Origin of the sequence: Superficieibacter sp. HKU1 (assembly GCF_029319185.1) — a bacterium.
In the GTDB taxonomy this organism is placed as follows: Bacteria; Pseudomonadota; Gammaproteobacteria; order Enterobacterales; family Enterobacteriaceae; genus Superficieibacter.
Map to the genome: position 1 here is coordinate 2,550,901 of NZ_CP119754.1, position 26,905 is coordinate 2,577,805.

Genomic DNA, 26,905 nt, shown 5'->3' on the forward strand with positions numbered 1-26,905 from the left:
AAGTTTACCTGCGGTGTTGCCGATAAATTTCGAAACAACACCGCAGGTAAATTACTATGTTCAGGTCCATTCGCACTCGCATCATTGCCGCAACGGCCGCCTGTTTAGCCATTGCCCTTCTTCTTAACACCGTGATTAATTACCAGGTTACCCGGCATAATAATCAGCGTTCGCAGCAGGAGATCATCGCCAGCGCGCAGGCCAGCCACGGCATGGCGATTACGGACTGGGCCAGCGGTAAACTGGCGATGATCGCCTCCCTGCAACCCGCCGCCCTGTCTGCCGATCCGATCCCGGTACTGTCGCAGATCGCCCGCGCGGGCGGATTTATTAACGTTTATGTTGGCTACGCCAGCCATACGGCAAAATTTTCCGACGCTAACGGCATTCCTGCGGATTACGATCCGACCATCCGCCCGTGGTATCAGCAGGCGGCAAAAGATAACGCTCCGGTTGTTACAGCCCCCTATGTCGATGCCGGAACCGGTAAGCTGGTGGTGACATTCGCCGTGCCGGTCAGCGAAAACGGCGAACTGAAAGCCGTTGTTGCCGGGGATGTCTCAATGGATAACGTGGTCGCTAACGTGCGGGAAATCCACCCGACGCCGGCCAGTAGCGGACTTCTGCTCGACAGTGACGGTACCATTATTGCCGCCAGCGATCCGGCCCTGACCTTAAAGCCGTTTAGCGAAATGGTGCGCGGCGCGGACGTTGCCGCACTGGCGGCAGGCAAAACCGTGGAAGGCCAACTTGGCGGCGCGGACAAAATATTGTCGGCTACTCCGGTTAAAGGCACCCACTGGCGGTTGGTCATCGCCCTCGATCGCAAGGATGCTACCGCCGGAATGGTTTCGCTGCTGAAAGCCTCGGCATTGTCATTGATTATCCTGGTGCTGCTGGGTGGCGCGGTAGTCCATGCCATCGTTGCGGCGCTACTCAGACGACTGCTGACCATCCGCGATGCGATGCTCGCTATCAGCAACGGCACCAACGATTTATCGCAGCGCCTGCCGGAAAAGGGTCACGATGAAATCGCGCAAATTGCCCATGCCTTTAACGCCTTCAGCGATAAGCTTGCGGTGGTGATGGTGCAACTGCGTGACGCCAGCGCCTCGGTCCAGACCGCGGCGCGCGAAATCGCCGCCGGTAATCAGGATCTGTCCACCCGTACCGAGCAAGCGTCCTCCAGCCTGCGTGAAACCGCCAGCGCCGTTGAGCAGATCACCGCCTCGGTCACCCAGTCCACCGAATCCGCCGCCGATGCCAACGAGCAGGCGCAAAAAGCCAGCAAGGCCGCGTCGCGCGGCGGCGAAGTGGTATCTCACGCCATTGAGACAATGCAAACCATTGAGAGCGCGTCGACCAAAATCGGCGATATCACCAGCGTGATTGACGGTATTGCTTTCCAGACCAATATTCTGGCGCTGAACGCGTCGGTGGAAGCGGCGCGGGCCGGAGAACAGGGGCGCGGTTTTGCCGTGGTGGCGGGGGAAGTGCGCAACCTTGCCAGCCGCAGCGCGCAGGCGGCGAAGGAAATTAAATCGCTTATTGATGCGACTACCGACAGCGTGGCCACCGGCTCACGCTATGTCCGGCTGGCGGGTGAAAGTATGCAGGATATCGTGGCCAGTATCGGTAGCGTATCCGGCATTATGCGCGAAATCAGCGTCGCCAGCAGCGAGCAGATGCGCGGGATCCGTGAGATAAACCATGCCGTCAACGACCTTGACCGCATGGTGCAGCAGAATGCGGAACTGGTGGTGGAATCTGCCGCCGCTGCCGGAGCGTTACAGGGCCAGGCGGGCGACCTTGCTGAAACGGCGGGTCATTTCCGCATTTAATATTACGCTGGCGCGCAATTTTCGCTTATTTGCGCGCCAGCGGAAACGTTTCAGGCATTTTGTCATTTTTGTTTAAGCTTTATACCCTTTTTTGATCAAAATCAGCATTTGTTGCCTCCCCATTTGGTGTTATGCAGAGAGTGAATTGTGAACAACATCACAGACAGGATTTTCCGACAGGGAACGCGTTGAAACTTTTGATGGGGTATAAAATGGCACTGGTGAAAGCAAGTTTAAAATTGTTTGGTGGCGATACGGTGGTCATTCGTTGTTCCGAACGTTGTCATATTCATTTAATGAGCGCGAAAGAACGCACTCAGGATCTGCAATCGGATATTCTTAGCGTGCAGGATCGTGAAAACGCTTATCTGACCGTACCGTACAGCGGAACCTGGAACGTCCTGATCGATAGCCACAGCCAGTCGCTGGAACACTCTATCAGTTACGTCGCAGCGTAATACCTGTGCCCGGTAGCGCTTACCGGGCATCATTCTCAGGCCAGCCCTGACAGCCGCGCACCGCCCAGCAGCGTGCGCACCTTCCCTACCAGCTCGTTCAGACAATCATCGTGCATACCCAGTTTGATCAGCTCTTCTTCCAGAGAAAAAAGATACTGGGCGTTAGTGCCCAGCGGACCGCTGGCTGCCGCAATCAGTGGCGCAATGGTCTGCGCGCGGGTATCGGATTCATAAAGCGGATGACGCGGGTCCATGATGAAGACCAGCGCGTTGACCGTACGACCATCGTCCAGCGCAAGCTGGCACCAGGTGGGCAGATAACAGCCGGTGATCATCTCCCGCTTCCATAGCAGGGTGAGTTCGTCCTGCAGGACGTCATCACGCAGACGATAAGCGACGCCGGTGGTGCGTCCGCCCTCTTTCAGTGCAAGCATCCGGCCAGGCTGGCAGGCGGTGCCGCGTCCGGCCGTTAACCGCAGGCAAAAGGCGCGATGCCATCCCGGCAGAGTGGCCGTCGCGGACTCGGAAAACTCAAGCGCCGGATTCCACATCAGCGAACCGTAGCCGAAAATCCATACCGGGCCGTCATCGGGCCGACAGGCCAGCGTCGCCGCCAGCGATGATGCCCGCTGTTCCGCACTCCACAACAGCGATTCCTCAATCACGCCAAATGCCGTTTTACAATCTGCGTTCAGCAGGAAATCACGGGTTAACACGTTATTCTACCTCCACCACGACTACGGCATCCTGCCACTTACGGTCATCCTTACGCTGATGCTTTATTACTCAGCCTGTCCTCACGATATGCAAAATGCAGACCGGATGCAACCGTCGCACTCTGAGGGCGAGAAAAACCGCGGTGGTGGAGGTCAGCGGCTACTTTTTCTTATGCCACTTATCGTCATCGCCTTTCTCGTAGTCATTTTTCACCGCTGCCCATGCAACGCGGTGGGCAGTCTCTTCCCGAGTGGCATCCCCTCGCCGGTCTTCTTTATCCTTATATTGATCCCAGGCGCTATTGAAGGCCTCTTTGTAGATCTCCTGCGCGTGGGCGGGCAGGACGTTGGTAACGTTATCGGGCAGATCGCTTTTGTTTTTGTACGGCATACTCTTCTCCTCTTAACAGTAAATAATAAGCCTGGTTCAGGAATGCCGTGCCTGCCAGTGAGAGAGTTAAGTGATAAGGAGAAAATCATAATGCTTTGTAATTTCGAATGAATATTTAATAAAGATAGAAATAAGGCTGCTAAAACCATTTTTTACTCCAGTAGTAAATAAAAGTAAAAAATCGCTTAAAAACACCCGTATTCTGCTACTTTATGGCTTTCGCTTATCTATAATTACAACACATACATATAGGGAGATGGTTTATGCCTCACGCCTCAGAGGCGGTTAAAACCCGCCACAAGGAGACCTCGCTTATTTTCCCGGTGCTCGCCCTGGCCGTGCTGCTGTTATGGGGAAACAGTCAGTCACTGCCAGCGGTTATCGGGATTAATGCGCTGGCATTAGTCGGTATTCTGGCCAGCGCGTTTAGCGTCGTTCGACATGCAGATGTGCTTGCCCATCGCCTGGGCGAACCCTTTGGTTCTCTTATTTTAAGCCTTTCAGTTGTTATTCTTGAAGTCAGCCTTATTTCTGCATTAATGGCCACCGGCGACGCCGCGCCGACGTTAATGCGCGATACGCTTTATTCCATCATTATGATTGTGACCGGCGGGCTGGTCGGGTTCGCCCTTCTGCTGGGCGGGCGCAAATTTGCCACCCAATATGTCAACCTGTTCGGCATTAAGCAGTATTTGATCGCCCTGTTTCCGCTGGCGATTATTGTGCTGGTATTTCCGATGGCGCTTCCCGGCGGCAACTTTACGACCTCACAGGCGCTGCTGGTGGCGCTAATTTCCGCAGGCATGTACGGCGTATTTCTGTTGATTCAGACTAAAACGCACCAGAGTTTGTTTGTTTATGAGCACGAGGATGAGGGTGACGATGACGACCCGCATCACGGTAAGCCGTCTGCACACAGTAGCCTCTGGCATACCGTTTGGCTGATCGTGCATCTGATTGCGGTGATTGCCGTGACCAAAATGAACGCTCACCCGCTGGAGGCGCTGTTAACCGAGCTGAATGCGCCGGTAGCCTTTACCGGTTTCCTGGTCGCGCTGTTGATCCTGTCACCGGAAGGTCTTGGGGCGATGAAAGCGGTGCTGAATAATCAGGTACAGCGCGCGATGAACCTTTTCTTCGGCTCGGTGCTGGCGACGATTTCCCTGACCGTGCCGGTGGTAACGCTGATTGCTTACCTGACGGACAATACGCTGGTCTTTGCATTGGGCGCGCCGGAAATGGTCGTTATGCTCGCGTCCCTGATGCTATGCCAGCTCTCCTTCTCGACCGGGCGTACCAATGTCCTGAACGGCGCGGCGCATCTGGCGTTATTTATCGCCTATTTGATGACGATCTTTGCCTGAGTGTGGCGTGATGCCGGGTGGCGCTTTGGTATGAACCGGAAACATGGGTAACACTTTAGACCGGATACATGGGTAACAGTTATAACTGGCATAGAAGAGGAGACTCGCTATGCCCTGGACTGAGACCCGACCTATGCAACGCCTTGATTTCATCCGTGCCTGCCATGCAGGTACGGATTCCTTCTCCGCTCTTTGCCGTCTTTTTGGCATCAGCCGAAAAACCGGTTACAAATGGCTTGAGCGTTTTGACCCTTCTGACCTGTCATCTCTCTCCGACCGGTCGCGCGCTCCCCATTCCCACTCCCGGACGGTTCCGGATGATATCGTCGGACATCTCACTGCCCTGCGGCAAAAACACCCTGACTGGGGGCCTAAAAAACTGCGGATGTGGTTACTCAATCATCATGTCGATTTTGCCGTACCTGCTGCCAGTACTATCGGCGATATCCTTAAGCGTAAAGGCCTGGTCCCGGATAAAAAGAAAAAACGCAGAACGCCGGGTAATCGCCAGCCCCTGACCACCATCAGTGAGAACAATCAGGTCTGGAGTGCTGATTTTAAAGGTAAGTTCAGGTTGCTGAGCGGAGAATACTGCCATCCCTTCACCCTGACCGACAATCACAGCCGGTATCTGCTGAGCTGCCGGGGAACACACCGGGAGAGTGAGTCCTTTGTCAGAGCGTGCCTGACCGATGCGTTCCTGGAATATGGTCTGCCGGAAGTGCTCAGAACCGATAACGGTCAGCCCTTCGCGGGAACAGGTATAGCCGGATTAAGTCGCCTTGCCGTCTGGCTAATCAAGCTGGGTATCAGACCGGAACGCATCAGAAAGGGTCATCCGGAAGAAAATGGCCGCCATGAACGAATGCACCGTTCCCTGAAAAGTGCGGTGAAATACGGTAACACCTTCATGACGATGGAAGAACAACAGCGGTGGTTCAGTGATTACAGGGAGGAGTTTAACTATGAAAGACCGCATGAAGCACTGGCGGGCGCAACGCCCGGAACGGTGTGGCAGCCCTCGGGTCGACACTGGGATGGCAGGGTTCCTGAATACACTTATCCGGCAGAAGGAATGGTCTACAGGGTGAAATCGAGGGGAACACTTTATATGGGTAAAAAGGGGACGGTGTTCCTGAGTGAAGCGTTGACGGATGAGTACATTATGATGAAAGAACAGGATGATGGCCTGGAGGCCATCATCTTTAATGGAATAACGCTTGCGTACTATGATCGAAAAACCCAGAGTATGATCCGGATAGACTAAAAGTGTTACCTATGTTCCCGGTCTGATCTGTCACCTATGTATCCGGTCATACACTTTGCTTACCCGGCCTACCAGACCCTCAATATACCCACCCCATTATCCATCAAACATCAGGCATCCCTCGCACACAGCAAACTCCCTCCCACCCGTAGGCCTGTGCAAGCGAAGCGCCGCCAGGCATCCTTGAACTCATGCCAATAAAAAACCCGCCGCAGCGGGTTTTTTATTCAGGTGAGGTTTAGTTGCTGGTATCCAGCTCATCAAAACCTTTCACCAGATCGTCAATCGCTTTCATTTGCCTGAGGAACGGCTCCAGCTTATCCAGCGGCAGCGCGGACGGGCCATCGCATTTCGCATTGGCTGGATCCGGGTGCGCTTCAATAAACAGACCGGCCAGACCGACCGCCATCCCGGCACGAGCCAGTTCGGCCACCTGACCACGACGGCCACCAGACGCTGCGCCAAACGGGTCGCGGCACTGAAGCGCATGGGTCACGTCGAAAATCACCGGTGAGTTGTTAGACACTTTCTTCATCACGCCGAAGCCGAGCATATCCACAACAAGGTTGTCGTAACCGAAGTTCGCTCCACGGTCACAGAGGATCACCTGGTCGTTACCGCCTTCAATAAATTTGTCGACGATATTGCCCATCTGCCCCGGGCTGACGAACTGCGGTTTTTTCACGTTGATTACTGCGCCAGTTTTCGCCATCGCTTCCACCAGATCGGTCTGGCGAGCAAGGAACGCAGGCAGTTGGATCACGTCAACCACATCGGCAACCGGCTGCGCCTGGCTGGCTTCGTGCACGTCAGTAATGATTTTCACGCCGAAGGTCTGCTTCAGTTCCTGAAAAATCTTCATGCCTTCTTCAAGGCCGGGACCACGGTAAGAATTAATAGAGGAACGATTGGCTTTATCAAAAGAGGCTTTGAACACATAAGGGATGCCCAGTTTCTGCGTCACGGTTACGTAGTGTTCACAGATACGCATCGCCAGATCGCGCGATTCAAGAACGTTCATCCCGCCAAACAGCACGAACGGCAGGTCGTTTGCGACGTTGATATCGCCAATGCTAACCACTTTTTGTTTCATAGGATCGCCTTATCAGGGTTAAATCGGAGTCATTCCAGATTAATGCAATGTAATATGTTTATGCGAAATCGCGTTAATTTGTGAGCGGATCATCTCACTGATCGGATCTTCCGGACACTGCTCGACGAAATAGTTTAAATCGGTCAATGCAATGTGATCGCATTCAAGCTGCGCGTAGATTAGGCCCCGGTCGCGGATTTCATACGGGTCTTCCGGGTTGAACGTCAGGAGCGCTTCGCTGGCCCGCAGTGCCATTTCCATCTGTCCCTCTTCCATCAACGCGGCTTTCAGGGTGTCCAGCATTTTATGCACGACTTCCGCGTTGTCGGCTTCGTCCAGATCTTCGTTAAAAAGTTCTGCAATCGGACTAATATTGCCTTTCAGCCACACTTCCAGCGTATGCTCGTCGAGCGTGTCGCCATTGAAGGGGTTAATCAGCCATAACTCTTCAGACGTTTCAGCGCGCAGTATCAATTGCGTCGGGAAAATCACCGGAGCCAGCGGCAGCGAGAGTTGCTGAGCGATCCACAGCAGGATAGCCCCCAGAGAGACTGCGCTGCCCTGACGCTTTTGCAGCACCTGATCCAGCCATAGCGCATCAGAGAGGCGATAGATCCCACGACAGGCACCAAATCCCCACTCGTCAAAAAAGAGTTCCAGCAGCTTTTCAAGCTGCCGTTCTTCACTCCAGGCCGCGCTGATCTCTTCCTGCGCAAGACTGACCAGATTTTCCAGCTCGTGATAAACGGCCTGCGTCGGAAAATCGGCGCGCACGGTTTCTGAAATGCGGATCACGCCCTCGCCCAGAGATGCTTTGTTAAATTCGAAATCGGCCAACGACCTCATAACTTACCCCAATAACGGTATTTTTGTGGTGGCGAGTTTAATGATGATGTAAAGCACCACCAGCCCCAGCATAAACGCGATAAAACCCGTTTGCTGGCTGCGCGGACAACGACGGCCGAGCGCAACAAAACCCAAAACGATGTAAATAATAACGCCAAATAGCTTTTCAGTCAGCCACGCGCCGTGTGCGGTGAAGGGCAGATAGTGCGTTATAGCGATAAGCCCGACGCCGCTTAACAACAATACGGTATCGACAATATGCGGCACCACCCGAACCCAGCGCTTTGCGGCAAGGGCATTTGCGGTATAGCGCCACCAGTAGCGCAGCACAAACAGGCTAATCGACAGAGTAACCGCGACGATATGCGTATAAAACATCAGCCTGAAAAGCGTCATTTGTGCATTACTCCTGTTGCGGTCGCAGCCCCAGCGTCAGGCGCTCATTGCCGCCGTAATCCTGACAGGTTTCCACCTGCTGATAACCCGCCGCCGTGAACAGCGCGCGAACGGCTTCCCCCTGCCGCCAGCCGTGTTCCAGCAGCAGAACGCCTTCCGGCAGCAGGTAATCGCGCGCGGTAGTGATGATATACGCCAGATCGGCCAGCCCGTTCTCCGCCGCTACCAGCGCGCTTTTCGGCTCAAACCGCACATCACCCCGATCCAGATGAGGATCGGTTTCATCGATGTAAGGCGGATTGCTGACGATAGCGGCGAAATGCTGCCCTGTCAGCGCGCTAAACCAGTCGCTGTGCAGGAGGGTGACATTACGAATAGCAAGATGCTGCGCATTGCGTGTCGCCAGCGCTACCGCCTCCGCCACGAAATCCACTGCCGTCACCTGGCAGTCCGGACGCTCCGTCGCCAGCGCTAACGCAATCGCGCCCGTACCCGTGCCGAGATCAAGGATCTGGCATGGTTCAGCGGGCAGACGCGCCAGCGCCTGCTCCACCAGACATTCGGTATCCGGGCGCGGAATGAGCGTCACCGGCGAGACAAACAGCGGCAGCGACCAGAATTCACGCTGCCCGGTGAGGTGCGCGATCGGCTCGCCGCGCTCGCGGCGGACCAGCAATGCCTCCAGCTGTTCCCGCTCGGCAGAGGTCAGCATCGTTTCGGCAAAGGCGAGAATATAGGTTCGCGCCCTGCCCGTGACGTAGCCCAGCAAAATCTCCGCGTCGCGACGCGGACTTTCGCTGGCACCTAAACGGCCAATGGCCCGATCCAGCCACTGTTGAAAATCCATCATTCCTGATCGGCCAGCGCCGCCAGTTGATCGGCCTGGAATTCCTGCACGATAGGCTCGATCAGCATATCCAGCTTTCCTTCCATGGCTTCATCCAGACGGTAAAGCGTCAGGTTGATGCGGTGATCCGTCACGCGACCCTGCGGGAAATTATAGGTCCGGTTACGGTCGCTGCGATCGCCGCTGCCCAGCAGATTGCGACGGGTAGACGCCTCCGCCTGCTGACGACGGGCGGTTTCTGCCGCGTGAATGCGCGCCCCGAGCACCGACATCGCTTTGGCTTTGTTTTTGTGCTGAGAACGCTCGTCCTGGCACTCCACCACAATCCCGGTCGGCAGGTGGGTAATACGAATCGCGGAATCGGTGGTGTTAACGTGCTGACCACCCGCCCCGGAGGAACGGAAGGTATCAATACGCAGATCCGCCGGATTAATATCCGGCATTTCGGCTTCCGGCAGCTCCGGCATCACCGCGACGGTACAGGCAGAGGTATGGATACGCCCCTGAGATTCCGTGGTGGGTACGCGCTGAACGCGATGTCCGCCGGACTCAAATTTCAGCCGACCGTAAACGCCGTCGCCGCTGACTTTAGCAATGACCTCTTTATAACCGCCGTGCTCGCCTTCGCTGGCGCTCATGATTTCCACGCGCCAGCGGCGGGATTCCGCATAGCGGCTGTACATACGGAACAGATCGCCGGCAAACAGCGCGGCTTCGTCACCGCCGGTTCCCGCGCGAACCTCAACAAAGGCGTTGCGTTCGTCATCGGGATCTTTGGGCAGTAATAACAAGTGTAACTGCTGCTCGAGTTGTTCACTTTTTTCTTTCGCATCGCGCATCTCTTCCTGCGCCATTTCGCGCATTTCGGGATCGTCGAGCATCAGTTGCGCGGTTTCAATATCTTCCTGAACCTGTTGCCAGTCAGTGAAGCAGCGTGAAACATCGCTAAGCTGCGCGTATTCGCGCGACAGCGCCCGGAACCGCTCCTGGTCGGCGATGGTTCCTGCATCGCCCAGCAGCGCCTGAACTTCTTCATGGCGCTCGTGCAGAGCTTCCAGTTTAGCAACGATAGAAGGCTTCATAGGCGTTAATGCACCCTGTTATAAGAATGGTTGTGCTACTCCAGCCCGAGGCTGTCGCGCAAAATATGCAGGCGTTCTTCGTCCCCGTCACGGGCAGCCTGCTGAAGAGATTTGGTTGGTGCGTGGATCAGGCGATTGGTCAATTTGCGCGCCAGATCCTGCATAATGGCCTGCGGATCGCCTCCCTGTTGCAGAGACGCCAGCGCTTTGGCCGTCAGTTCATCACGCGCTGATTCGGCCTGGCTGCGGTATTCGCGGATGCTGATGCTGGCGCTTTGCGCGCGCAGCCACGCCATAAATTCACTGGCTTCCTGCTCCACGATTGTCTCAGCCTGTACTGCCGCCGCCTTACGCTGCGCCAGGTTGTGCTGAATAATATTTTGCAGATCGTCAACGCTGTACAAATAAGCGTTCGACAATTTGCCGACTTCCGGCTCGACGTCGCGCGGCACGGCGATATCCACCAGCAGCATCGGCTGATTGCGCCGCGCTTTCAGTGCGCGCTCAACCATGCCTTTGCCGATAATCGGCAGCGGGCTGGCGGTGGAGCTGATAATAATATCGGCATCCTGCAAGCGGGCATCGACATCGCTTAAGGCAATCACTTCCGCGCCAACCTCTTCCGCCAGCGCCTGCGCCCGTTCACGGGTACGGTTGGCGATAATCATCTTGCTCACGCGATGCTCGCGCAGATGACGGGCGACCAGTTCAATGGTTTCACCTGCGCCGACCAGCATCACCGTAACCGTGGAGAGTGATTCGAAAATCTGCCGCGCCAGAGTACAGGCGGCAAACGCCACCGACACCGCGCTGGCCCCGATGTCGGTTTCGGTGCGCACGCGTTTGGCCACCGAGAACGACTTCTGGAACATCCGCTCCAGTTCGCTGACGTTAAGGTGCCCGCGCTCGGAATCGGCAAAGGCTTTTTTCACCTGGCCGAGGATTTGCGGCTCGCCCAGCACCAGCGAGTCCAGACCGCTGGCAACGCGCATTAAATGGCTTACGGCGTCGTTATCCTGATGCCAGTAGAGGCTGTTGCGCAGATCGTCTTCGTTAAGATTGTGATAATCACTCAGCCAGCGGATCAGCGCCTCACGCAAATCACCCTGCTCCTCAACGCTGAGATACAGCTCAGTCCGGTTGCACGTGGACAGCACCACCCCACCCTGCACCATTGGCTGCGCCAGCAGGCTTTCGAGCGCCTGATCGAGCGTATCCGGCGCAAACGCCACGCGTTCGCGTAGGGCGACAGGAGCGGTTTTGTGATTGATGCCAAGCGCTAAAAGGGTCATGGATGCGGGAGTAGTACCAGCGTTGATAAGGTTAGTCTGAGCGCATCATACAGGATGCGCGAGGTCAATAAAAGAGACGCTACCCTTTCGGAGTAATTGGTGATAATGCGATTTAAGATAACGTGAACGTAGACGGTATCTTACTGTAACGCTAGCATTAAGCGTTAACTCCGCAACGCACATCAAGGATTTAGGATGATTAAAAGCCGTTTACTTCGCCTGCTACCGCTGACCGCGCTGGTTCTGAGCGCCTGTATGACTCACCCGCCGAAAGGTCCGGGCGCCAGCCCTGATGCGCCGCAGTGGCGTCAGCATCAGCAGGAAATTCGTCAACTGAATCAGTATCAGACCCGCGGTGCGTTTGCCTATATTTCTGAACAGCAAAAAGTGTACGCCCGCTTTTTCTGGCAGCAAACCGGCCAGGACAATTATCGCCTGCTGTTAACCAACCCGTTAGGCAGCACCGAGCTTGAACTGAATGCCAAACCGGGTTCGGTTGAGCTGGTGGACAATAAAGGCCAGCATTATAACGCTGACGATGCGGAAGAGATGATTGGCAAACTGACCGGCATGCCTATTCCGCTTAACAGCCTGCGTCAGTGGATCCTTGGCCTGCCGGGCGATGCAACGGATTACAAACTCGACAGTCAGTATCGCTTAAGCGAACTGAACTACGCCCAGAACGGTAAGACCTGGAAAGTGGTTTACAGCGGCTACGACAGCAAAACGCAGCCTGCACTGCCGACCAACATGGAACTGACCCAGGGTACGCAGCGTATCAAGCTGAAAATGGATAACTGGATCGTTAAATGACGCTACGCTTGCCCTCGCCCGCCAAACTGAATCTGTTTTTGTACATTACCGGACAGCGGGCGGACGGTTACCATACCCTGCAAACGCTGTTTCAGTTCCTCGACTACGGCGATACGCTCACCTTTCACCCGCGTCAGGACGGGCAGGTCCGTCTGCTGACGCCGATGAGCGGCGTCCCGGATGAACAGAACCTGATCCTGCGCGCCGCGCGCCTGCTGATGCAGGTGGCGAGAGACAGCCAGCGCCTGCCGGACGGTAGCGGTGCCGATATCAGTATTGAAAAACGCCTGCCGATGGGCGGTGGGCTTGGCGGCGGCTCGTCGAATGCAGCCACCGTGCTGGTGGCGCTCAACGCGTTGTGGCAGTGCGGTCTGTCGGTCGACGAGCTGGCAACGCTGGGATTAAGCCTGGGTGCGGATGTCCCGGTCTTCGTGCGCGGACATGCGGCGTTTGCCGAAGGCGTAGGTGAAATCCTGACGCCGGTGACGGTGGCGGAAAAATGGTATCTGGTCGCGCACCCTGGCGTAAGCATCCCGACGCCGGTGATTTTTAAAGACCCGGACCTGCCGCGTAATACGCCAGAAAGGTCAATCGACACGTTATTAAAATGTGAATTCAGCAACGATTGCGAGGTTATCGCAAGAAAACGTTTTCATGAGGTTGATGCGGCGCTTTCCTGGCTGTTAGAATACGCGCCGTCGCGCCTGACTGGCACAGGAGCCTGTGTCTTTGCTGAATTCGAGACCGAAACTGCTGCTCGTCAGGTGCTAGAGCAAGCCCCGGAATGGCTGCAAGGCTTTGTAGCACGTGGTATGAACCACTCACTGCTACAGCAAGCCCTTTCGGAGCTCACTGAGTTTCGGTGACAACGTCACCCTGTTTCAGACGTTGCATCGCGCTCTTTAATACACCGCCTGGATGAAATCGTACCTGGCCCGCACAGTTTTTGGCACATTTCATCCACCACTGGACGCATGCCTGAGGTTCTTCTCGTGCCTGATATGAAGCTTTTTGCTGGTAACGCTACCCCGGAACTAGCACAACGTATTGCCAACCGCCTGTACACTTCTCTCGGCGATGCCGCTGTAGGTCGCTTTAGCGACGGTGAAGTCAGCGTACAAATCAATGAAAATGTACGCGGTGGTGATATTTTCATCATCCAGTCCACTTGTGCTCCCACCAATGACAATCTGATGGAACTGGTTGTTATGGTCGATGCCCTGCGTCGCGCTTCAGCAGGCCGCATCACAGCCGTTATCCCCTACTTTGGTTATGCCCGTCAGGACCGTCGCGTACGTTCTGCTCGTGTACCCATTACCGCGAAAGTCGTCGCTGACTTCCTGTCCAGCGTTGGCGTTGACCGCGTACTGACCGTTGACCTGCATGCTGAACAGATCCAGGGCTTCTTCGACGTACCGGTTGATAACGTATTTGGTAGCCCCATCCTGCTCGAAGATATGCTGCAACTGAATCTTGATAACCCGATTGTGGTTTCTCCGGATATCGGCGGCGTAGTTCGCGCGCGTGCGATTGCCAAACTGCTTAACGATACCGACATGGCGATCATCGACAAACGCCGTCCACGCGCTAACGTGTCCCAGGTGATGCATATCATCGGTGACGTGGCAGGCCGCGACTGCGTGCTGGTTGACGATATGATCGACACCGGCGGTACGCTGTGTAAAGCAGCTGAAGCCCTGAAAGAGCGTGGCGCAAAACGCGTGTTTGCCTACGCGACTCACCCGATTTTCTCCGGTAACGCCGTGAATAACCTGCGCAACTCCGTGATTGACGAAGTTGTCGTCTGTGACACTATTCCGCTGTCTGAGGAAATCAAAGCCTTACCGAACGTGCGTACCCTGACGCTGTCAGGCATGCTGGCAGAAGCGATTCGTCGTATCAGCAACGAAGAATCCATCTCTGCTATGTTCGAGCATTAATCGGGCCAGTACAAAAGACCCGCTACGGCGGGTTTTTTTTGCTGTTATGTTTATTTGTATGACTAATGCCTCCGTCATCGGTCTTATTCTTCCCCGATGATGCGCTCACGGACGATCACCATCGTGAAAAATATTCTTTCTCCAGATGTGATGCCTTTCCGCGCCCTGATTGATGCGTGCTGGAAAGAGAAGTACACCGCCTCACGCTTTACGCGCGATGTCATTGCGGGCATCACCGTCGGTATCATTGCCATCCCGCTGGCGATGGCGCTGGCTATTGGCAGCGGCGTAGCACCCCAGTACGGCCTTTATACTTCCGCCGTTGCCGGGATTGTCATCGCCCTGAGCGGCGGGTCGCGCTTTAGCGTTTCGGGGCCAACAGCTGCCTTTGTGGTGATCCTTTATCCGGTAGCGCAGCAGTTTGGTCTGTCGGGCCTGCTGATGGCGACGTTAATCTCTGGTCTGTTTTTGGTGCTCTTTGGGCTGGCGCGGTTTGGGCGACTGATTGAGTATATTCCGCTCTCCGTCACCCTCGGCTTTACCTCCGGGATTGGCATCACCATCGGCACCATGCAGATTAAAGATTTCCTCGGCCTGCAAGTGGCGCATGTGCCGGAACACTACCTGCAAAAGGTAGGCGCGCTGGTGATGGCGTTACCGACCATCAACCTGGGCGATGCCGCCATTGGCGTTGTGACGCTGGGAACGCTGATTTTCTGGCCGCGGCTGGGCATTCGTTTGCCAGGCCACCTGCCGGCCTTGCTGGCGGGCTGCGCGGTGATGGCTATCGTTAACATAATGGGATTCAACGTGGCGACGATTGGCTCACAGTTCCACTATGTGCTGGCTGATGGCTCAACAGGGAACGGTATTCCACAGCTGCTACCCCAGCTGATCCTGCCGTGGGATCTGCCCGGCTCCGCCTTTACCCTGAGCTGGGACTCGCTGCGCGCCCTGCTTCCCGCCGCCTTTTCCATGGCGATGCTCGGTGCAATTGAATCCCTGCTGTGCGCCGTCGTGCTTGACGGCATGACCGGCACCAAGCATAAAGCCAACAGCGAGTTAATCGGTCAGGGTCTCGGCAACCTCGTCGCTCCCTTCTTTGGCGGCATTACCGCCACCGCCGCGATTGCCCGTTCAGCGGCCAACGTGCGTGCCGGAGCGACGTCTCCCGTTTCGGCGGTAATTCACTCAATACTGGTTATTATGGCGCTGCTGGTGCTGGCCCCGCTCCTTTCCTGGCTGCCGCTGTCGGCGATGGCCGCGCTGCTGCTGATGGTGGCATGGAACATGAGCGAAGCCCATAAAGTGATTAACCTGCTACGCCGCGCGCCGAAAGACGACATCATCGTCATGCTAATTTGCATGTCACTGACGGTGCTGTTTGATATGGTTATCGCTATAAGCGTCGGCATCGTGCTGGCCTCGCTGCTGTTTATGCGCCGGATTGCCCGCATGACCCGCTTCGCGCCGGTTAATGTGACCGTCCCTGACGATGTGCTGGTGCTGCGGGTCATTGGTCCGCTGTTTTTCGCCGCGGCGGAAGGATTATTCACCGAGCTGGAATCGCGTATTGTCGGCAAGCGTATTGTCGTACTGAAGTGGGATGCGGTACCGATCCTCGACGCAGGTGGGCTGGATGCTTTCCAGCGCTTTGTGAATAAGTTACCGGAAGGATGTGAGCTGCGGGTATCAAACCTGGAGTTTCAGCCGCTGCGCACGATGGCACGCGCCGGCATAAAACCGATGCCGGGCCGGCTGGCGTTCTATCCCAATCGTGACGCTGCGCTGGAAGATGTCACGACGTCCAGTTAACGCTCCCCAAACGGCACTCAGATGAGGGCCGTTTTTTTTAATTCTGGTTAACTATGGCGACCGTCGCGGCGGCAGCGTTTATCGTAGTGGCGTACCCACCAGTAACGATCGCTGATCTGCTCATGCCCACTGATACGCGCTCCGGCCAGCCACAGGATAGCGCCGAGGAAAATACTGAATACCGCACCATGCGCGAAAAACTGTGGCAGGTTAAGCTGAGGTAACTGATTCAGAATGGAATATCCGACGCCGACGACCATCACGACCAGGCCCAACACCATAAGTGTATTACCGCATAACGAAGCGTTTCTACGTTTCATATGAACCTCCGGATCGTTGGGTGGAAGGGAAAACCCCTTTTCCTTGTGGATAAAGTATAGCCACCCACCCTGGCGAGGATTGCGTAGCGGATCACATTAATGAACATAAAGTCAACATAAATTTACAAATAAGCCATTGAATCGCATAAAATTCTAATAGTTCATTTTGGCAATTAATGCGCTTTTCACATCCCCGTCGCGTAATTTTGTCATTACCCCGCACAGACAGTACACTACGCGCAAAATATCGACCCTTCAGGAATAACTACGTGAGCATAAAACTGATTGTCGGCCTGGCGAATCCCGGCGCGGAATATGCGGCAACGCGTCATAACGCGGGTGCCTGGTATGTGGATTTGCTGGCCGAGCGTCACCGCGCCCCGCTGCGTGAAGAGGGGAAATTTTTTGGCTATACCTCGCGCCTGACGCTGGCCGGGGAAGACGTACGTCTGCTGGTTCCCACCACCTTTATGAATCTGAGCGGTAAAGCCGTCGCCGCAATGGCAACCTTCTATCGCATTAATCCCGATGAAATTCTGGTGGCGCATGACGAACTGGATCTGCCGCCAGGGGTGGCGAAATTTAAACTCGGCGGCGGTCACGGCGGCCATAACGGCCTGAAAGATATCATCAGCAAATTAGGCAATAACCCTGGGTTTCACCGCTTACGCCTCGGCATCGGTCATCCCGGCGATAAAAACAAAGTTGTTGGTTTTGTGCTCGGCAAGCCGCAGGCGGCGGAGCAAAAGCTGATTGATGATGCAGTTGACGAAGCGGCGCGCTGTACTGAGGTCTGGCTGAAAGAAGGTTTGACCAAAGCGACGAACCGCTTACACGCTTTCCGGGCGCAATAGGCCGCGATGTGCGGTATTTTTGTCTGGCTCCGTGTATAATAGGCTAAGTTATTTACTTTTATACAATCTGTTATCGATAACAGGTTGATTATCAAGATATTAAGGTGATCTACATCATGGGATTCAAATGCGGTATCGTCGGCTTACCCAACGTCGGAAAATCCACTCTGTTCAATGCGCTCACCAAAGCCGGTATTGAAGCAGCAAACTTCCCGTTCTGTACCATCGAGCCGAACACCGGTGTCGTTCCGATGCCCGATCCGCGTCTGGATAAGCTGGCCGAAATCGTCAAACCACAACGCATCCTGCCCACCACGATGGAATTTGTCGATATCGCCGGTCTGGTAAAAGGCGCGTCCAAAGGTGAAGGTCTGGGCAACCAGTTCCTGACCAATATCCGCGAAACTGAAGCTATTGGTCACGTCGTGCGCTGCTTTGAAAACGACAACATCATTCATGTGGCAGGTAAAGTCGATCCGGCAGAAGACATTGATACTATCAACACCGAACTGGCGCTCGCCGATCTCGATACCTGTGAACGTGCCCTGCACCGCGTGTCGAAAAAAGCGAAAGGCGGCGATAAAGACGCTAAAGCTGAGCAAGCGGCGCTGGAAAAATGCCTGCCGCAGCTGGAAAACGCCGGGATGCTGCGCGCGCTGGCGTTAACGGATGAAGACAAAGCCGCTATCCGCTACCTGAGCTTCCTGACCCTGAAGCCGACCATGTACATTGCCAACGTCAATGAAGACGGTTTTGAAAATAATCCATATCTGGATAAAGTCCGCGAAATCGCCGCGAAAGAAGGTTCCGTCGTGGTTGCCGTATGTGCCGCCGTCGAATCCGATATCGCCGAATTGGATGACGCCGACCGCGACGAGTTTATGGCCGAGCTGGGCATTGAAGAGCCGGGCCTGAACCGCGTGATCCGTGCAGGCTACGAGCTGCTGAACCTGCAAACCTACTTCACCGCAGGCGTGAAAGAAGTGCGTGCCTGGACCATCCCTGTCGGCGCAACCGCACCGCAGGCGGCCGGAAAAATCCACACCGATTTTGAAAAAGGCTTTATCCGCGCACAGACCATCGCCTTTGACGATTTCATTACCTATAAAGGTGAACAGGGCGCGAAAGAAGCCGGCAAGATGCGTGCGGAAGGTAAAGACTATATCGTTAAAGATGGCGATGTGATGAACTTCCTGTTCAACGTCTAGCCCTCTTTTGCCCTCCACAATCCACGCTCCGGCGTGGATTTTTTTTATCCACTCACGCCTCAGCCTTTTGCCCTTAGCTCAGTAATACCCTGTACGCCTCACGCGGCAGTGTACTGAATCCGCTAATCAACGTCGAGGCACAGCGTTCAGCGTAGCGGGCAGAGGTGACCAGAGTATGCAGGACCTCGCGTAAGCCCTGCACGGTTTCGCGTGGCGTCTGTGCCGCAGTAATCAGCGGCAGTCCCGGCGTTGAAGGCGTATAGCCAATCACCGCCAGTTCACGCATTCGTTGCGGTTCATCGCGCCGTAACAGTGCCAGCGTCACGCAGTCGATAGCGGCGAGATCCGCACGCTGGTTGACGATCTCCACCAGCGACTGACGGTGGCTGCCGCTTATCACGACCTGTGAGAAAAAAGCGCCCTCCTGTGCCAGCGGCGTGACCATTTTCCTCAATGCGTTAAAACCGGACTGCGAATCAACGGCATTACAGGCCGCGCGCCTGCCGAAGAAATCCGCCAGCGTCTTATTCTGGTCTTCGAGACGAACCACCAGCGCACTACGATAATTAACGCCTTCGCACCCCGGCGCGGAATAGTGAAACCCGCCCACCACCTGCACGTCCGGCAGCGCGGTCATCAACGGAAATCCACAGGTCTGGCTTAACAGCACATCGCTGCCACGCCAGTGGGCAAGCAAATCAGCTGCCGGAAAAGCCAGCCTGGCGACAATATTTCTTTCCGCTAACAGTAGCTGAATGGCCTGGAGCAAGGCGCGTGTCTCGTGGCTTTGCGGTCTGTACATTGGCAGTGAAATCGTTTGCTGCATGGGCGTTCTCCTGCTGGAAACCCGAAGGAGCATTAAGGTTAGCCGGTAAGGTAACGAATTTACCCGACTAATGTGCCAAAAATTTCCGCAGTCACAGTTGACTTATTTTATACAAGATGTACTTTTCAGGACATGAAGAAAATACTGATTATTGTCCCCGATGGCGGGATGCTGTTCGAAGCCGCCGGTATTGCGGATATCCTGATGCAGGCCAACCGTCTGCATCAGGGTGAGTGTGCTCGCTCGCGCTACAGCATCACCCTTGCCACTCCCCAGCCGCATCAGGTGATCCACGGTCAATCCGGACTAAATCTGCTGGCCGATCACCGCCTGCCGGATATTGATCCGCGAGAGCCCCTCGACACCATCATCATCACCGGGCGCGGTTTAAATGCTCAGGAAGGCACAGCGGTCGTCGACTGGCTCAACCTCGCCGCTCCCCACGCCCGGCGCGTGGCGTCTATCTGCGGCGGCGCGATGCTGCTGGCACAAAGCGGCCTGCTGGATGGACGGCGTGCGACGACGCACTGGCGGCTGCTGGAAACGATGCAGAAGACCTACCCTGCGGTGAACGTTGAAGGCGGGCCGCTCTACATTCAGGACGGTCCGATCTGGACCTCTGGCGGCGTCAGTTCCGGCTTTGATTTAACCCTCGCCCTGATAGAAGAAGATTATGGGTTTACCCTCGCGCGCGACGTGGCGCAGGATTTAGTGATGTACCTGCGCCGTCCCGGTGGTCAGCTCCAGTTCAGCCGCTTTAATCTCAAACAGGCCAGTACCTCAGGCCCGATTAGCGCCTTGCAGGGCTGGATTTTACAGCACCTCGCGGCGGATCTGTGCGTCGAAAGGCTGGCGGAGCAGGTATCGATGAGCCCGCGAAATTTTACCCGCGTCTTCACCAGGGAAACCGGTGTCTCACCTGCTCGTTACGTGGCGGAAGCGCGTCTGGCCGCGGCCCGGCAACAGCTTGAGCAAACCATGGAATCGCTGGATCGCATCGCCGAACAAACCGGTTTTGGCAGCAGTATTAACCTGCGCCGGATTTTCGAAAAGCAGCTTCACCTGACGCCCGGCGACTACCGCCAGCGCTTCCACTGCCGTAAAATGGCGTAAAGTGATCTATTTTTGTCATTTACGCCACATCTCCTGCGTCCTACAGTAACTTCAGACAACTGAGAGAAGGAGTTGATTATGGTTAAGGTCGGTATTAACGGTTTCGGCAGGATCGGACGCAACGTCTTACGCGCAGCGTTGGGCAACCCGGATATTCAGATCGCGGCAATCAACGATCTGACGGACAGTAAGACGCTGGCGCATTTGCTGAAATACGATTCGCTGCTCGGTACGCTCCCTGTCCCGGTTGAAGCGGCTGATGATGCGCTGCTTGTCGACGGCCAGCGGATCCGCGTTTTCAGCGAACGCGATCCGGCCAACATCCCGTGGCGCGACGTGAATGTGGATATTGTTATCGAGGCGACCGGCTTCTTTACCGGGCGTAAGCAGGCCGCCGTGCATATTCACCGCGGTGGCGCAAAACGGGTGATCATTTCTGCGCCGGGCAAAGAGGATGACTTAACGATCGTGATGGGCGTTAATCATCAACACTACGATCCGGCGAAACATTCCGTGGTCAGCAACGGGAGCTGCACCACCAACGGGCTGGCTCCGGCGGCGCTGGTACTTCATCAACATTTTGGTATTGAACATGGGCTGATGAACACCACTCACGCCTATACCAATAGCCAGGTACTGCACGATCAGCCGGAGAAAGATCTGCGCGGCGCGCGTGCGGCAGCGCTGTCCATCGTGCCCTATTCCAGCGGTGCCGCTAAAGCGCTGGGGAAAGTGATCCCGGAACTGGATGGCCGACTGACGGGCTATTCACTGCGCGTTCCGGTGCCGGTGGTGTCGATTGTCGATCTGACCGTCACGCTTAAACGTGATGTCACGGCGGAAGAAGTTAACGCTGCGTTTCGTGAGGCGGCGGCATCCGGTCCATTACAGGGTATTCTCGGCTATAGCGATGAACCGCTGGTCTCCAGCGATTATCAGGGCGATCCCCGGTCATCGATTATTGACGGGCTTTCCACGCTGGCGATCGGCGGTAACATGGTGAAAATCCTCGCCTGGTACGATAATGAATGGGGATTCTCTAATCGACTGGTTGATCTGGCGCTGTTTATGGCCCGGAAAGAGCAGTAATCCTTCCCGCAGGGCTGGCGACTCAACGCCAGCCTTATGGCTTCCGCCTCGTAATGTCCTCTCTTACTGGTACATCCTTTCTTTACCAACTATAACCTATTGATTGAGCTGTTCGTTTAGAGGTGAAGTATGGGGTATCTGGGGTGGACAGCGGCGACGGGCGTCTTATTACTCTTAATGTCGTTGTCCTATGGCTGGATCAGCCGTTTTGCGGTTCCGGTCTTTGGCTTGTATTTACTGGTGGGTATTGCCTGCGGTCCGTGGGGGCTGGGAATACTACGCATTGATATTGTTGAACACGCGTCGTTAACCAGCCGGATCACGGAAATTGCGATGGCGGCGTCGTTATTTATTACCGGGCTGAAAATCCGCCTGCCGCTGAGGTTCTCCTTCTGGAAAACCGGCATTATGCTGGCATTGCCGGGGATGCTACTCACTATTGGCGGCATTATGGTGGTCTCGCACTTTCTGACCGGCATTTCATGGCCGCTGTCGCTGGCGCTTGCCGCGATCCTCGCGCCTACCGATCCGGTACTGGCGAGCCTGGTGGCGATTAACGATGCCCAGGACGGCGACCGGCTGCGGATTTCGTTATCCAGCGAGGCGGGACTGAATGACGGTACGGCCCTGCCCTTTTTAATCCTCGCCCTGCTGTGGAATAACGCCGGGTCGGCGCTAAGCGGTGAGGAATTGCTGAAATGGTTTAGCGTCGATCTGGTATGGGCGCTGGTCGGCGGTTTAGCGATTGGGTTTCTTCTCGGACGCTTCATCGGCATGATGGCAACCCGTTCACGCCATGCGCAGGGCGAGGTTGCGCCGAGTGATTTTGTCGCACTGGCGTTAATCTGTCTGAGTTTTGCGCTGGCGCAGTGGGTCAGCGCGTCCGGTTTTCTGGCCGCCTTTGCCGCTGGTGTCGGGCTGCGCAGCACCGAAATCAGCGTACAAAAAAGACATGCCGATCAGAAGGAAGACGAGGATGATTTACCAGCTGAAATGCTGGTGAATCCGCATACCCGCCACGGTCTTAACGTGCAGAATCCGATCAAATCGGTAGGGCTTATCATCGGCGATGCCCTCTCTTTCGGCGATACCGTAGAACGCCTGTTTGCTGCGGCGCTCATCATCATTCTTGGCATCACCCTGGCGCAGCACTGGAGCAGCGCCGCGTTACCGCTGGCGTTTATTATTTTCTTCCTCATCCGCCCACTGGCCGTGTTGCTGGTGACCCTGCGCTCAAAAAACGCGTGGCTGCACCGACTTAGCCTCGGCTGGCTGGGGATCCGCGGTATTGGCAGCCTGAACTATATCGCCTTCGCGTATATGCACGAATTTAAGGGGGATGGCGCGAGCCTGGTGACGGATACCGCCATCACCATTGTGACCATCAGCGTGCTGGTGCATGGCATTACGGTGACGCCGCTGCTCACCTTACGGCGCAAAAAAGAACAGCGCTAACGCTAACGGGGCCGCCGGATTGACGCTGGCGCGCCCTCATCACCTTCTCCACCTCACAAGCCGAAAAGCCGTCTACGCTTAAAGATATTCCAAAAATAGCGCACCGCGCCCTTGAGTTATTGGTTTTTTGCTCCCTGAATACTGGAGAATCTTTATGTGTAAGCAATCGTCCAGCGCCACTGGCTGTCTGTCGCCAGTAGAAACGGCGCATCTGAAATTCACCGTCAATGGTGAAAAATACGAACTGGATCTTGATACCCGTACCACCCTGCTCGACGCCCTGCGTGAACATCTCCATCTGACCGGCAGCAAAAAAGGCTGCGATCACGGTCAGTGCGGTGCCTGCACTACGATCGTTAACGGACGGCGGATCAACGCCTGCCTGACGCTTGCGGTAATGCATCAGGATGCCGACATCACCACCATTGAAGGTCTCGGCACGCCGGACGATTTACACCCAATGCAGGCGGCATTTGTTAAACACGATGGTTTCCAGTGCGGCTATTGCACCTCGGGACAAATCTGTTCATCGGTAGCGATGCTAAAAGAGATTGAAGCAGGCATCCCGAGCCACGTCACAGACGATCTGCTGGCCCCTTCCGGCCTGACAGCTGACGAGGTTCGCGAACGGATGAGCGGTAATATCTGCCGCTGCGGCGCGTACAGCAACATTCTGGCCGCCATTAGCGATGTTGCCGGGGGTGAACCAAAATGAAATCGTTCACCTATGAGCGCGCCACTACGCTGACCCAGGCGGCAGCCAGCGCAGCACAGCATGCCGGCGCACGGTTTATCGCCGGGGGGACCAACCTGCTGGATTTAATGAAGCTGGAAATCGAAACGCCGGGGCATTTGATCGACGTTAACGGTCTGCCGCTGGACCAGATTGAATCGATGCCAGAGGGCGGCCTGCGGATCGGCGCGCTGGTGCGCAATACCGATCTGGCTGCCGACCTGCGCATCCGGCGTGATTATGCGGTATTAACCCGCGCCCTGCTGGCAGGTGCCTCCGGCCAGTTGCGCAACCAGGCGACCACGGCGGGCAATCTGCTCCAGCGTACCCGCTGCCCCTATTTCTACGATCCCAATCAGCCCTGTAATAAACGTGAGCCGGGCAGCGGCTGCCCGGCGCTTAAGGGCTATAGCCGCCAGTTAGCGGTGGTTGGCGCAAGCAGCCATTGTATCGCCACCCATCCCAGCGATATGGCGGTGGCGATGCGGGTCCTTGATGCGGTTGTTGAAACCGTCCAGCCTGATGGCACCCGGCGCAGCTTGCCTCTGGATGCGTTTTACCGCGCGCCGGGTGACACGCCGCATATTGAAACCAATCTGGCTCCCGGCGAACTGATCGTCGCCGTTACCCTGCCGCCCCCGGTGGGCGGCACGCATATTTATCGTAAAGTGCGTGACCGGGCATCCTATGCGTTTGCCCTGGTTTCGGTGGCGGTCATCATCCATTCCGATGGCAGCGGTCGCGTCGCCCTGGGCGGCGTGGCGCATCAACCCTGGCGCATGCCGGACGCGGAGGCAGAACTTGCCCACGGGGCGAAAGCGGTCTGTCAGCGGCTGTTCGCCGACGCCCGTCCCACGGATGACAATCAATTCAAACTGACGCTGGCAGAGCGCACGCTCGCCTCGGTCCTGGCAGAAGCGAGGGAATAAGCAGATGAAATTCGACAAACCCGCGAGCGAAAATCCCATCGACCGTCAGAACGTGGTCGGCCAGCCGCGCGATCGTATCGACGGGCCGCTCAAAACCACCGGCAGCGCGCATTATGCTTATGAATGGCATAGTGAAGTCGACAATGTGGCCTATGGCTATGTGGTCGGCTCCGCCATCGCCAAAGGACGCGTTAACGCCATCAATACCGACGCCGCAAGTCGTGCTCCCGGCGTGCTGACGGTGGTCACCGCAGAAAATGCCGGGCCTCTCGGCAAAGGCGAGATGAATACCGCCACTCTGCTCGGCGGCCCGGAGATAGAGCATTATCATCAGGCGCTGGCGCTGGTGGTGGCGGAAACATTTGAACAGGCGCGCGCGGCGGCGAGTCTGGTGGAGGTGCACTACCAGCCGCAGGAGGGCAACTTCGATTTAGCAAAGGCCCGACCGGAGGTTAACACCCCGCCAGAAGATACCCCTGACAGCATCACCGGCGACTTTTCCACCGCGTTTGCCGCCGCAGAAGTCAAACTTGATGCGACCTATACCACCCCGGATCAGTCGCATTTTGCGATGGAGCCGCACGCGTCGATGGCCGCATGGGACGGCGATAAAGTAACCGTCTGGACATCAAACCAGATGATCGCCTGGTGTCGCAAAGAGCTGGCAGCGACACTGAAGATAGAGCCTGAACAGGTGCGGATCTATTCGCCTTATATCGGCGGCGGCTTCGGCAGTAAATTGTTCCTGCGCAGCGATGCCCTGCTGGCGGCGCTGGGTGCGCGGGCGCTGCAACGACCGGTGAAGGTGATGTTACAGCGCCCGCTGATCGCCAATAACACCACCCATCGGCCCGCGACTATTCAGCAGATCCGTATTGGCACCGATAAGGTCGGACGTATTGCTGCAATTTCCCATCTGAGCTGGTCCGGCAATCTTCCGGGCGGCACGCCGGAGAACGCGGTGCAGCAAACCAATCTGCTGTATGCGGGTAACCATCGTCAGACGGGGTTGCGGCTTGCCGAACTCGATCTGCCGGAAGGCAATGCCATGCGCGCGCCCGGCGAGGCGGCGGGCCTGTTGGCGCTGGAAATCGCCATTGATGAGATAGCGGAGAAAGTCGGCATCGATCCGGTGCAATTTCGCATTCTCAATGATACCCAGGTCGATCCCACCCAGCCTGAGCGCTTTTTTTCTCAACGTCAGTTGAATATCTGCCTGCGCGAAGGGGCGAAACGCTTTGGCTGGCAGGATCGTGTTGCCCGCCCCGGGCAGGTCCGCGACGGGCGCTGGCTGGTGGGGATGGGCGTTGCCGCTGCCATTCGTAATAACATGGTGGATAAATCCGGTGCGCGTGTCCATCTGGACCCGGACGGAACATTAACGGTCGAAACCGACATGACCGATATCGGCACCGGCAGCTATACCATCATCGGCCAGACGGCGGCGGAGATGCTCGGCATCCCGCTGGAAAAGGTGATGGTGAAACTCGGCGATTCCGACTTCCCGGTATCAGCCGGCTCCGGCGGCCAGTGGGGAGCAAATACCTCCACCGCTGGGGTGTATGCCGCCTGCGTCAAACTGCGTGAGCAGGTCGCACAGCGGCTCGGCCTGAAAAGTGACGGCCTCGATTTTTGTGACGGCGAGGTCCTGGCAGGCCCACGGCGATTTGCCCTTACCGAGGCGGTAAAAGACGGGCGGCTTACGGCAGAAGACACCATGGAATACGGTAATCTGGATAAAGAGTTTCAGCAGTCCACGTTTGCCGGGCATTTTGTGGAGGTCGGCGTGGATATGTTTACCGCCGAGGTGCGCATTCGCCGCATGCTGGCGGTCTGTGCCGCGGGACGGATCCTGAATCCTAAAACCGCCCGCAGTCAGGTGATCGGCGCGATGACCATGGGTGCAGGTGCTGCGCTGATGGAGGAACTGGTGGTGGATCCACGCCTGGGCTACTTCGTCAATCACGACTTAGCGAGCTATGAAGTGCCGGTGCATGCCGATATCACCGAACAGGAGGTGATTTTCCTTGATGAAACGGACCCGATTTCGTCGCCGATGAAGGCTAAAGGCGTCGGAGAACTGGGCCTTTGCGGCGTCGGTGCGGCCATTGCCAACGCCATCTATAATGCGACTGGCGTCCGGGTGCGGGAATACCCGATTACCCTCGACAAACTGCTGGCAGAGATGCCAGAACCGGCGCTGAAAGGATGACCGCC

General features: G+C 56.2%; 26 protein-coding genes. 16 read left to right on the top strand and 10 right to left on the bottom strand.

Annotated features, from left to right (window positions below; all coding sequences use genetic code 11):
* Positions 1–56: 56 nt before the first annotated feature.
* Together P0H77_RS12235 and P0H77_RS12240 are read left to right on the top strand one after the other, a co-directional pair.
* The gene (locus P0H77_RS12235; protein ID WP_276157183.1) at positions 57–1,841 is read left to right on the top strand and encodes a methyl-accepting chemotaxis protein; all 1,785 of its coding nucleotides are present in this window, start codon (positions 57–59) and stop codon (positions 1,839–1,841) included.
* A gap of 212 nt (positions 1,842–2,053) precedes the next feature.
* Entirely contained in the window at positions 2,054–2,299 is a 246-nt protein-coding gene (locus P0H77_RS12240) for a DUF1883 domain-containing protein (protein ID WP_276157184.1), read from the top strand.
* 35 nt (positions 2,300–2,334) lie between these two features.
* Here P0H77_RS12240 and P0H77_RS12245 read toward each other — a convergent pair whose 3' ends face one another.
* Together P0H77_RS12245 and chaB are read right to left on the bottom strand one after the other, a co-directional pair.
* Positions 2,335–3,015 (bottom strand): gamma-glutamylcyclotransferase, encoded by a 681-nt coding sequence (locus P0H77_RS12245; RefSeq protein WP_276157185.1) that lies wholly within the window; start codon positions 3,013–3,015, stop codon positions 2,335–2,337.
* 160 nt (positions 3,016–3,175) lie between these two features.
* Positions 3,176–3,406, bottom strand: coding sequence for a putative cation transport regulator ChaB (gene chaB, locus P0H77_RS12250; RefSeq protein WP_276157186.1), 231 nt, complete (start codon positions 3,404–3,406; stop codon positions 3,176–3,178).
* Positions 3,407–3,669: 263 nt separating this feature from the next.
* Here chaB and chaA point away from each other — a divergent pair, with 263 nt between their 5' ends.
* Both chaA and P0H77_RS12260 read left to right on the top strand, forming a co-directional pair.
* Positions 3,670–4,770 (top strand): sodium-potassium/proton antiporter ChaA, encoded by a 1,101-nt coding sequence (gene chaA, locus P0H77_RS12255; RefSeq protein ID WP_276157187.1) that lies wholly within the window; start codon positions 3,670–3,672, stop codon positions 4,768–4,770.
* Positions 4,771–4,879: 109 nt separating this feature from the next.
* Complete coding sequence (locus tag P0H77_RS12260) at positions 4,880–6,037, top strand: DDE-type integrase/transposase/recombinase (protein ID WP_276157188.1); 1,158 nt, start codon at positions 4,880–4,882, stop codon at positions 6,035–6,037.
* Positions 6,038–6,275: 238 nt separating this feature from the next.
* Here P0H77_RS12260 and kdsA read toward each other — a convergent pair whose 3' ends face one another.
* Genes kdsA through hemA form a run of 6 tightly spaced genes read right to left on the bottom strand, consistent with a single transcriptional unit; the run spans position 6,276 to position 11,593 of the window.
* Positions 6,276–7,130 carry a 3-deoxy-8-phosphooctulonate synthase gene (gene kdsA, locus P0H77_RS12265; protein WP_276157189.1) on the bottom strand — a complete coding sequence of 285 codons (855 nt, stop codon included), beginning with the start codon at positions 7,128–7,130 and terminating at the stop codon, positions 6,276–6,278.
* A 39-nt stretch (positions 7,131–7,169) separates the two neighbouring features.
* Complete coding sequence (sirB1, locus tag P0H77_RS12270) at positions 7,170–7,976, bottom strand: invasion regulator SirB1 (RefSeq protein ID WP_276157190.1); 807 nt, start codon at positions 7,974–7,976, stop codon at positions 7,170–7,172.
* Positions 7,977–7,979: 3 nt separating this feature from the next.
* The gene (sirB2, locus tag P0H77_RS12275; protein WP_276157191.1) at positions 7,980–8,372 is read right to left on the bottom strand and encodes an invasion regulator SirB2; all 393 of its coding nucleotides are present in this window, start codon (positions 8,370–8,372) and stop codon (positions 7,980–7,982) included.
* A 7-nt stretch (positions 8,373–8,379) separates the two neighbouring features.
* Entirely contained in the window at positions 8,380–9,219 is an 840-nt protein-coding gene (prmC, locus tag P0H77_RS12280) for a peptide chain release factor N(5)-glutamine methyltransferase (RefSeq protein ID WP_276165118.1), read from the bottom strand.
* Positions 9,219–10,301: a peptide chain release factor 1 gene (gene prfA, locus P0H77_RS12285; protein WP_276157192.1), complete on the bottom strand. Its 1,083-nt coding sequence runs from the start codon at positions 10,299–10,301 to the stop codon at positions 9,219–9,221. Before prfA ends, prmC begins: the two co-directional genes overlap by 1 nt.
* A 35-nt stretch (positions 10,302–10,336) precedes the next feature.
* Positions 10,337–11,593, bottom strand: coding sequence for a glutamyl-tRNA reductase (gene hemA / locus P0H77_RS12290; RefSeq protein WP_176917871.1), 1,257 nt, complete (start codon positions 11,591–11,593; stop codon positions 10,337–10,339).
* Positions 11,594–11,788: 195 nt separating this feature from the next.
* On the opposite strand from hemA, the gene lolB reads away from it, so the two are divergent.
* The 4 genes from lolB to dauA all read left to right on the top strand — a co-directional run bounded on the left by lolB (position 11,789) and on the right by dauA (position 16,161).
* Positions 11,789–12,406: a lipoprotein insertase outer membrane protein LolB gene (gene lolB, locus P0H77_RS12295; RefSeq protein WP_276157193.1), complete on the top strand. Its 618-nt coding sequence runs from the start codon at positions 11,789–11,791 to the stop codon at positions 12,404–12,406.
* Positions 12,403–13,272: a 4-(cytidine 5'-diphospho)-2-C-methyl-D-erythritol kinase gene (gene ispE, locus P0H77_RS12300; protein WP_276157194.1), complete on the top strand. Its 870-nt coding sequence runs from the start codon at positions 12,403–12,405 to the stop codon at positions 13,270–13,272. Before lolB ends, ispE begins: the two co-directional genes overlap by 4 nt.
* Before the next feature lie 126 nt (positions 13,273–13,398).
* Positions 13,399–14,346 carry a ribose-phosphate diphosphokinase gene (gene prs / locus P0H77_RS12305; protein WP_012017724.1) on the top strand — a complete coding sequence of 316 codons (948 nt, stop codon included), beginning with the start codon at positions 13,399–13,401 and terminating at the stop codon, positions 14,344–14,346.
* A 150-nt stretch (positions 14,347–14,496) separates the two neighbouring features.
* Positions 14,497–16,161, top strand: coding sequence for a C4-dicarboxylic acid transporter DauA (gene dauA, locus P0H77_RS12310; protein ID WP_276165119.1), 1,665 nt, complete (start codon positions 14,497–14,499; stop codon positions 16,159–16,161).
* Positions 16,162–16,208: 47 nt separating this feature from the next.
* Here dauA and ychH read toward each other — a convergent pair whose 3' ends face one another.
* Positions 16,209–16,481: a stress-induced protein YchH gene (gene ychH / locus P0H77_RS12315; protein ID WP_276157195.1), complete on the bottom strand. Its 273-nt coding sequence runs from the start codon at positions 16,479–16,481 to the stop codon at positions 16,209–16,211.
* A 269-nt stretch (positions 16,482–16,750) separates the two neighbouring features.
* Between ychH and pth the strand changes: the two genes are divergently transcribed.
* A complete protein-coding gene (gene pth / locus P0H77_RS12320; protein ID WP_276157196.1) occupies positions 16,751–17,335 on the top strand; it encodes an aminoacyl-tRNA hydrolase in 585 nt (194 codons plus the stop codon).
* 116 nt (positions 17,336–17,451) lie between these two features.
* Positions 17,452–18,543, top strand: coding sequence for a redox-regulated ATPase YchF (gene ychF, locus P0H77_RS12325; protein ID WP_194206724.1), 1,092 nt, complete (start codon positions 17,452–17,454; stop codon positions 18,541–18,543).
* A gap of 73 nt (positions 18,544–18,616) precedes the next feature.
* On the opposite strand, the gene P0H77_RS12330 is transcribed toward ychF, so the two are convergent.
* Positions 18,617–19,369 carry a PhnD/SsuA/transferrin family substrate-binding protein gene (locus P0H77_RS12330; RefSeq protein ID WP_276157197.1) on the bottom strand — a complete coding sequence of 251 codons (753 nt, stop codon included), beginning with the start codon at positions 19,367–19,369 and terminating at the stop codon, positions 18,617–18,619.
* A 132-nt stretch (positions 19,370–19,501) separates the two neighbouring features.
* Between P0H77_RS12330 and P0H77_RS12335 the strand changes: the two genes are divergently transcribed.
* The 6 genes from P0H77_RS12335 (at position 19,502) to paoC (ending at position 26,900) form a co-directional block, all read left to right on the top strand.
* Entirely contained in the window at positions 19,502–20,482 is a 981-nt protein-coding gene (locus P0H77_RS12335; RefSeq protein ID WP_276157198.1) for a helix-turn-helix domain-containing protein, read from the top strand.
* A gap of 78 nt (positions 20,483–20,560) precedes the next feature.
* Positions 20,561–21,571 (top strand): type I glyceraldehyde-3-phosphate dehydrogenase, encoded by a 1,011-nt coding sequence (gap, locus tag P0H77_RS12340; protein WP_276157199.1) that lies wholly within the window; start codon positions 20,561–20,563, stop codon positions 21,569–21,571.
* Positions 21,572–21,700: 129 nt separating this feature from the next.
* Complete coding sequence (locus tag P0H77_RS12345; RefSeq protein ID WP_276157200.1) at positions 21,701–23,026, top strand: cation:proton antiporter; 1,326 nt, start codon at positions 21,701–21,703, stop codon at positions 23,024–23,026.
* A gap of 154 nt (positions 23,027–23,180) precedes the next feature.
* Complete coding sequence (paoA, locus tag P0H77_RS12350) at positions 23,181–23,741, top strand: aldehyde dehydrogenase iron-sulfur subunit PaoA (RefSeq protein ID WP_346429436.1); 561 nt, start codon at positions 23,181–23,183, stop codon at positions 23,739–23,741.
* Complete coding sequence (locus P0H77_RS12355; protein WP_276157201.1) at positions 23,738–24,688, top strand: xanthine dehydrogenase family protein subunit M; 951 nt, start codon at positions 23,738–23,740, stop codon at positions 24,686–24,688. Before paoA ends, P0H77_RS12355 begins: the two co-directional genes overlap by 4 nt.
* A 4-nt stretch (positions 24,689–24,692) precedes the next feature.
* Positions 24,693–26,900, top strand: a complete 2,208-nt coding sequence (paoC, locus tag P0H77_RS12360; RefSeq protein WP_276157202.1) for an aldehyde oxidoreductase molybdenum-binding subunit PaoC — start codon at positions 24,693–24,695, stop codon at positions 26,898–26,900.
* The last annotated feature ends 5 nt before the right edge of the window (positions 26,901–26,905 follow it).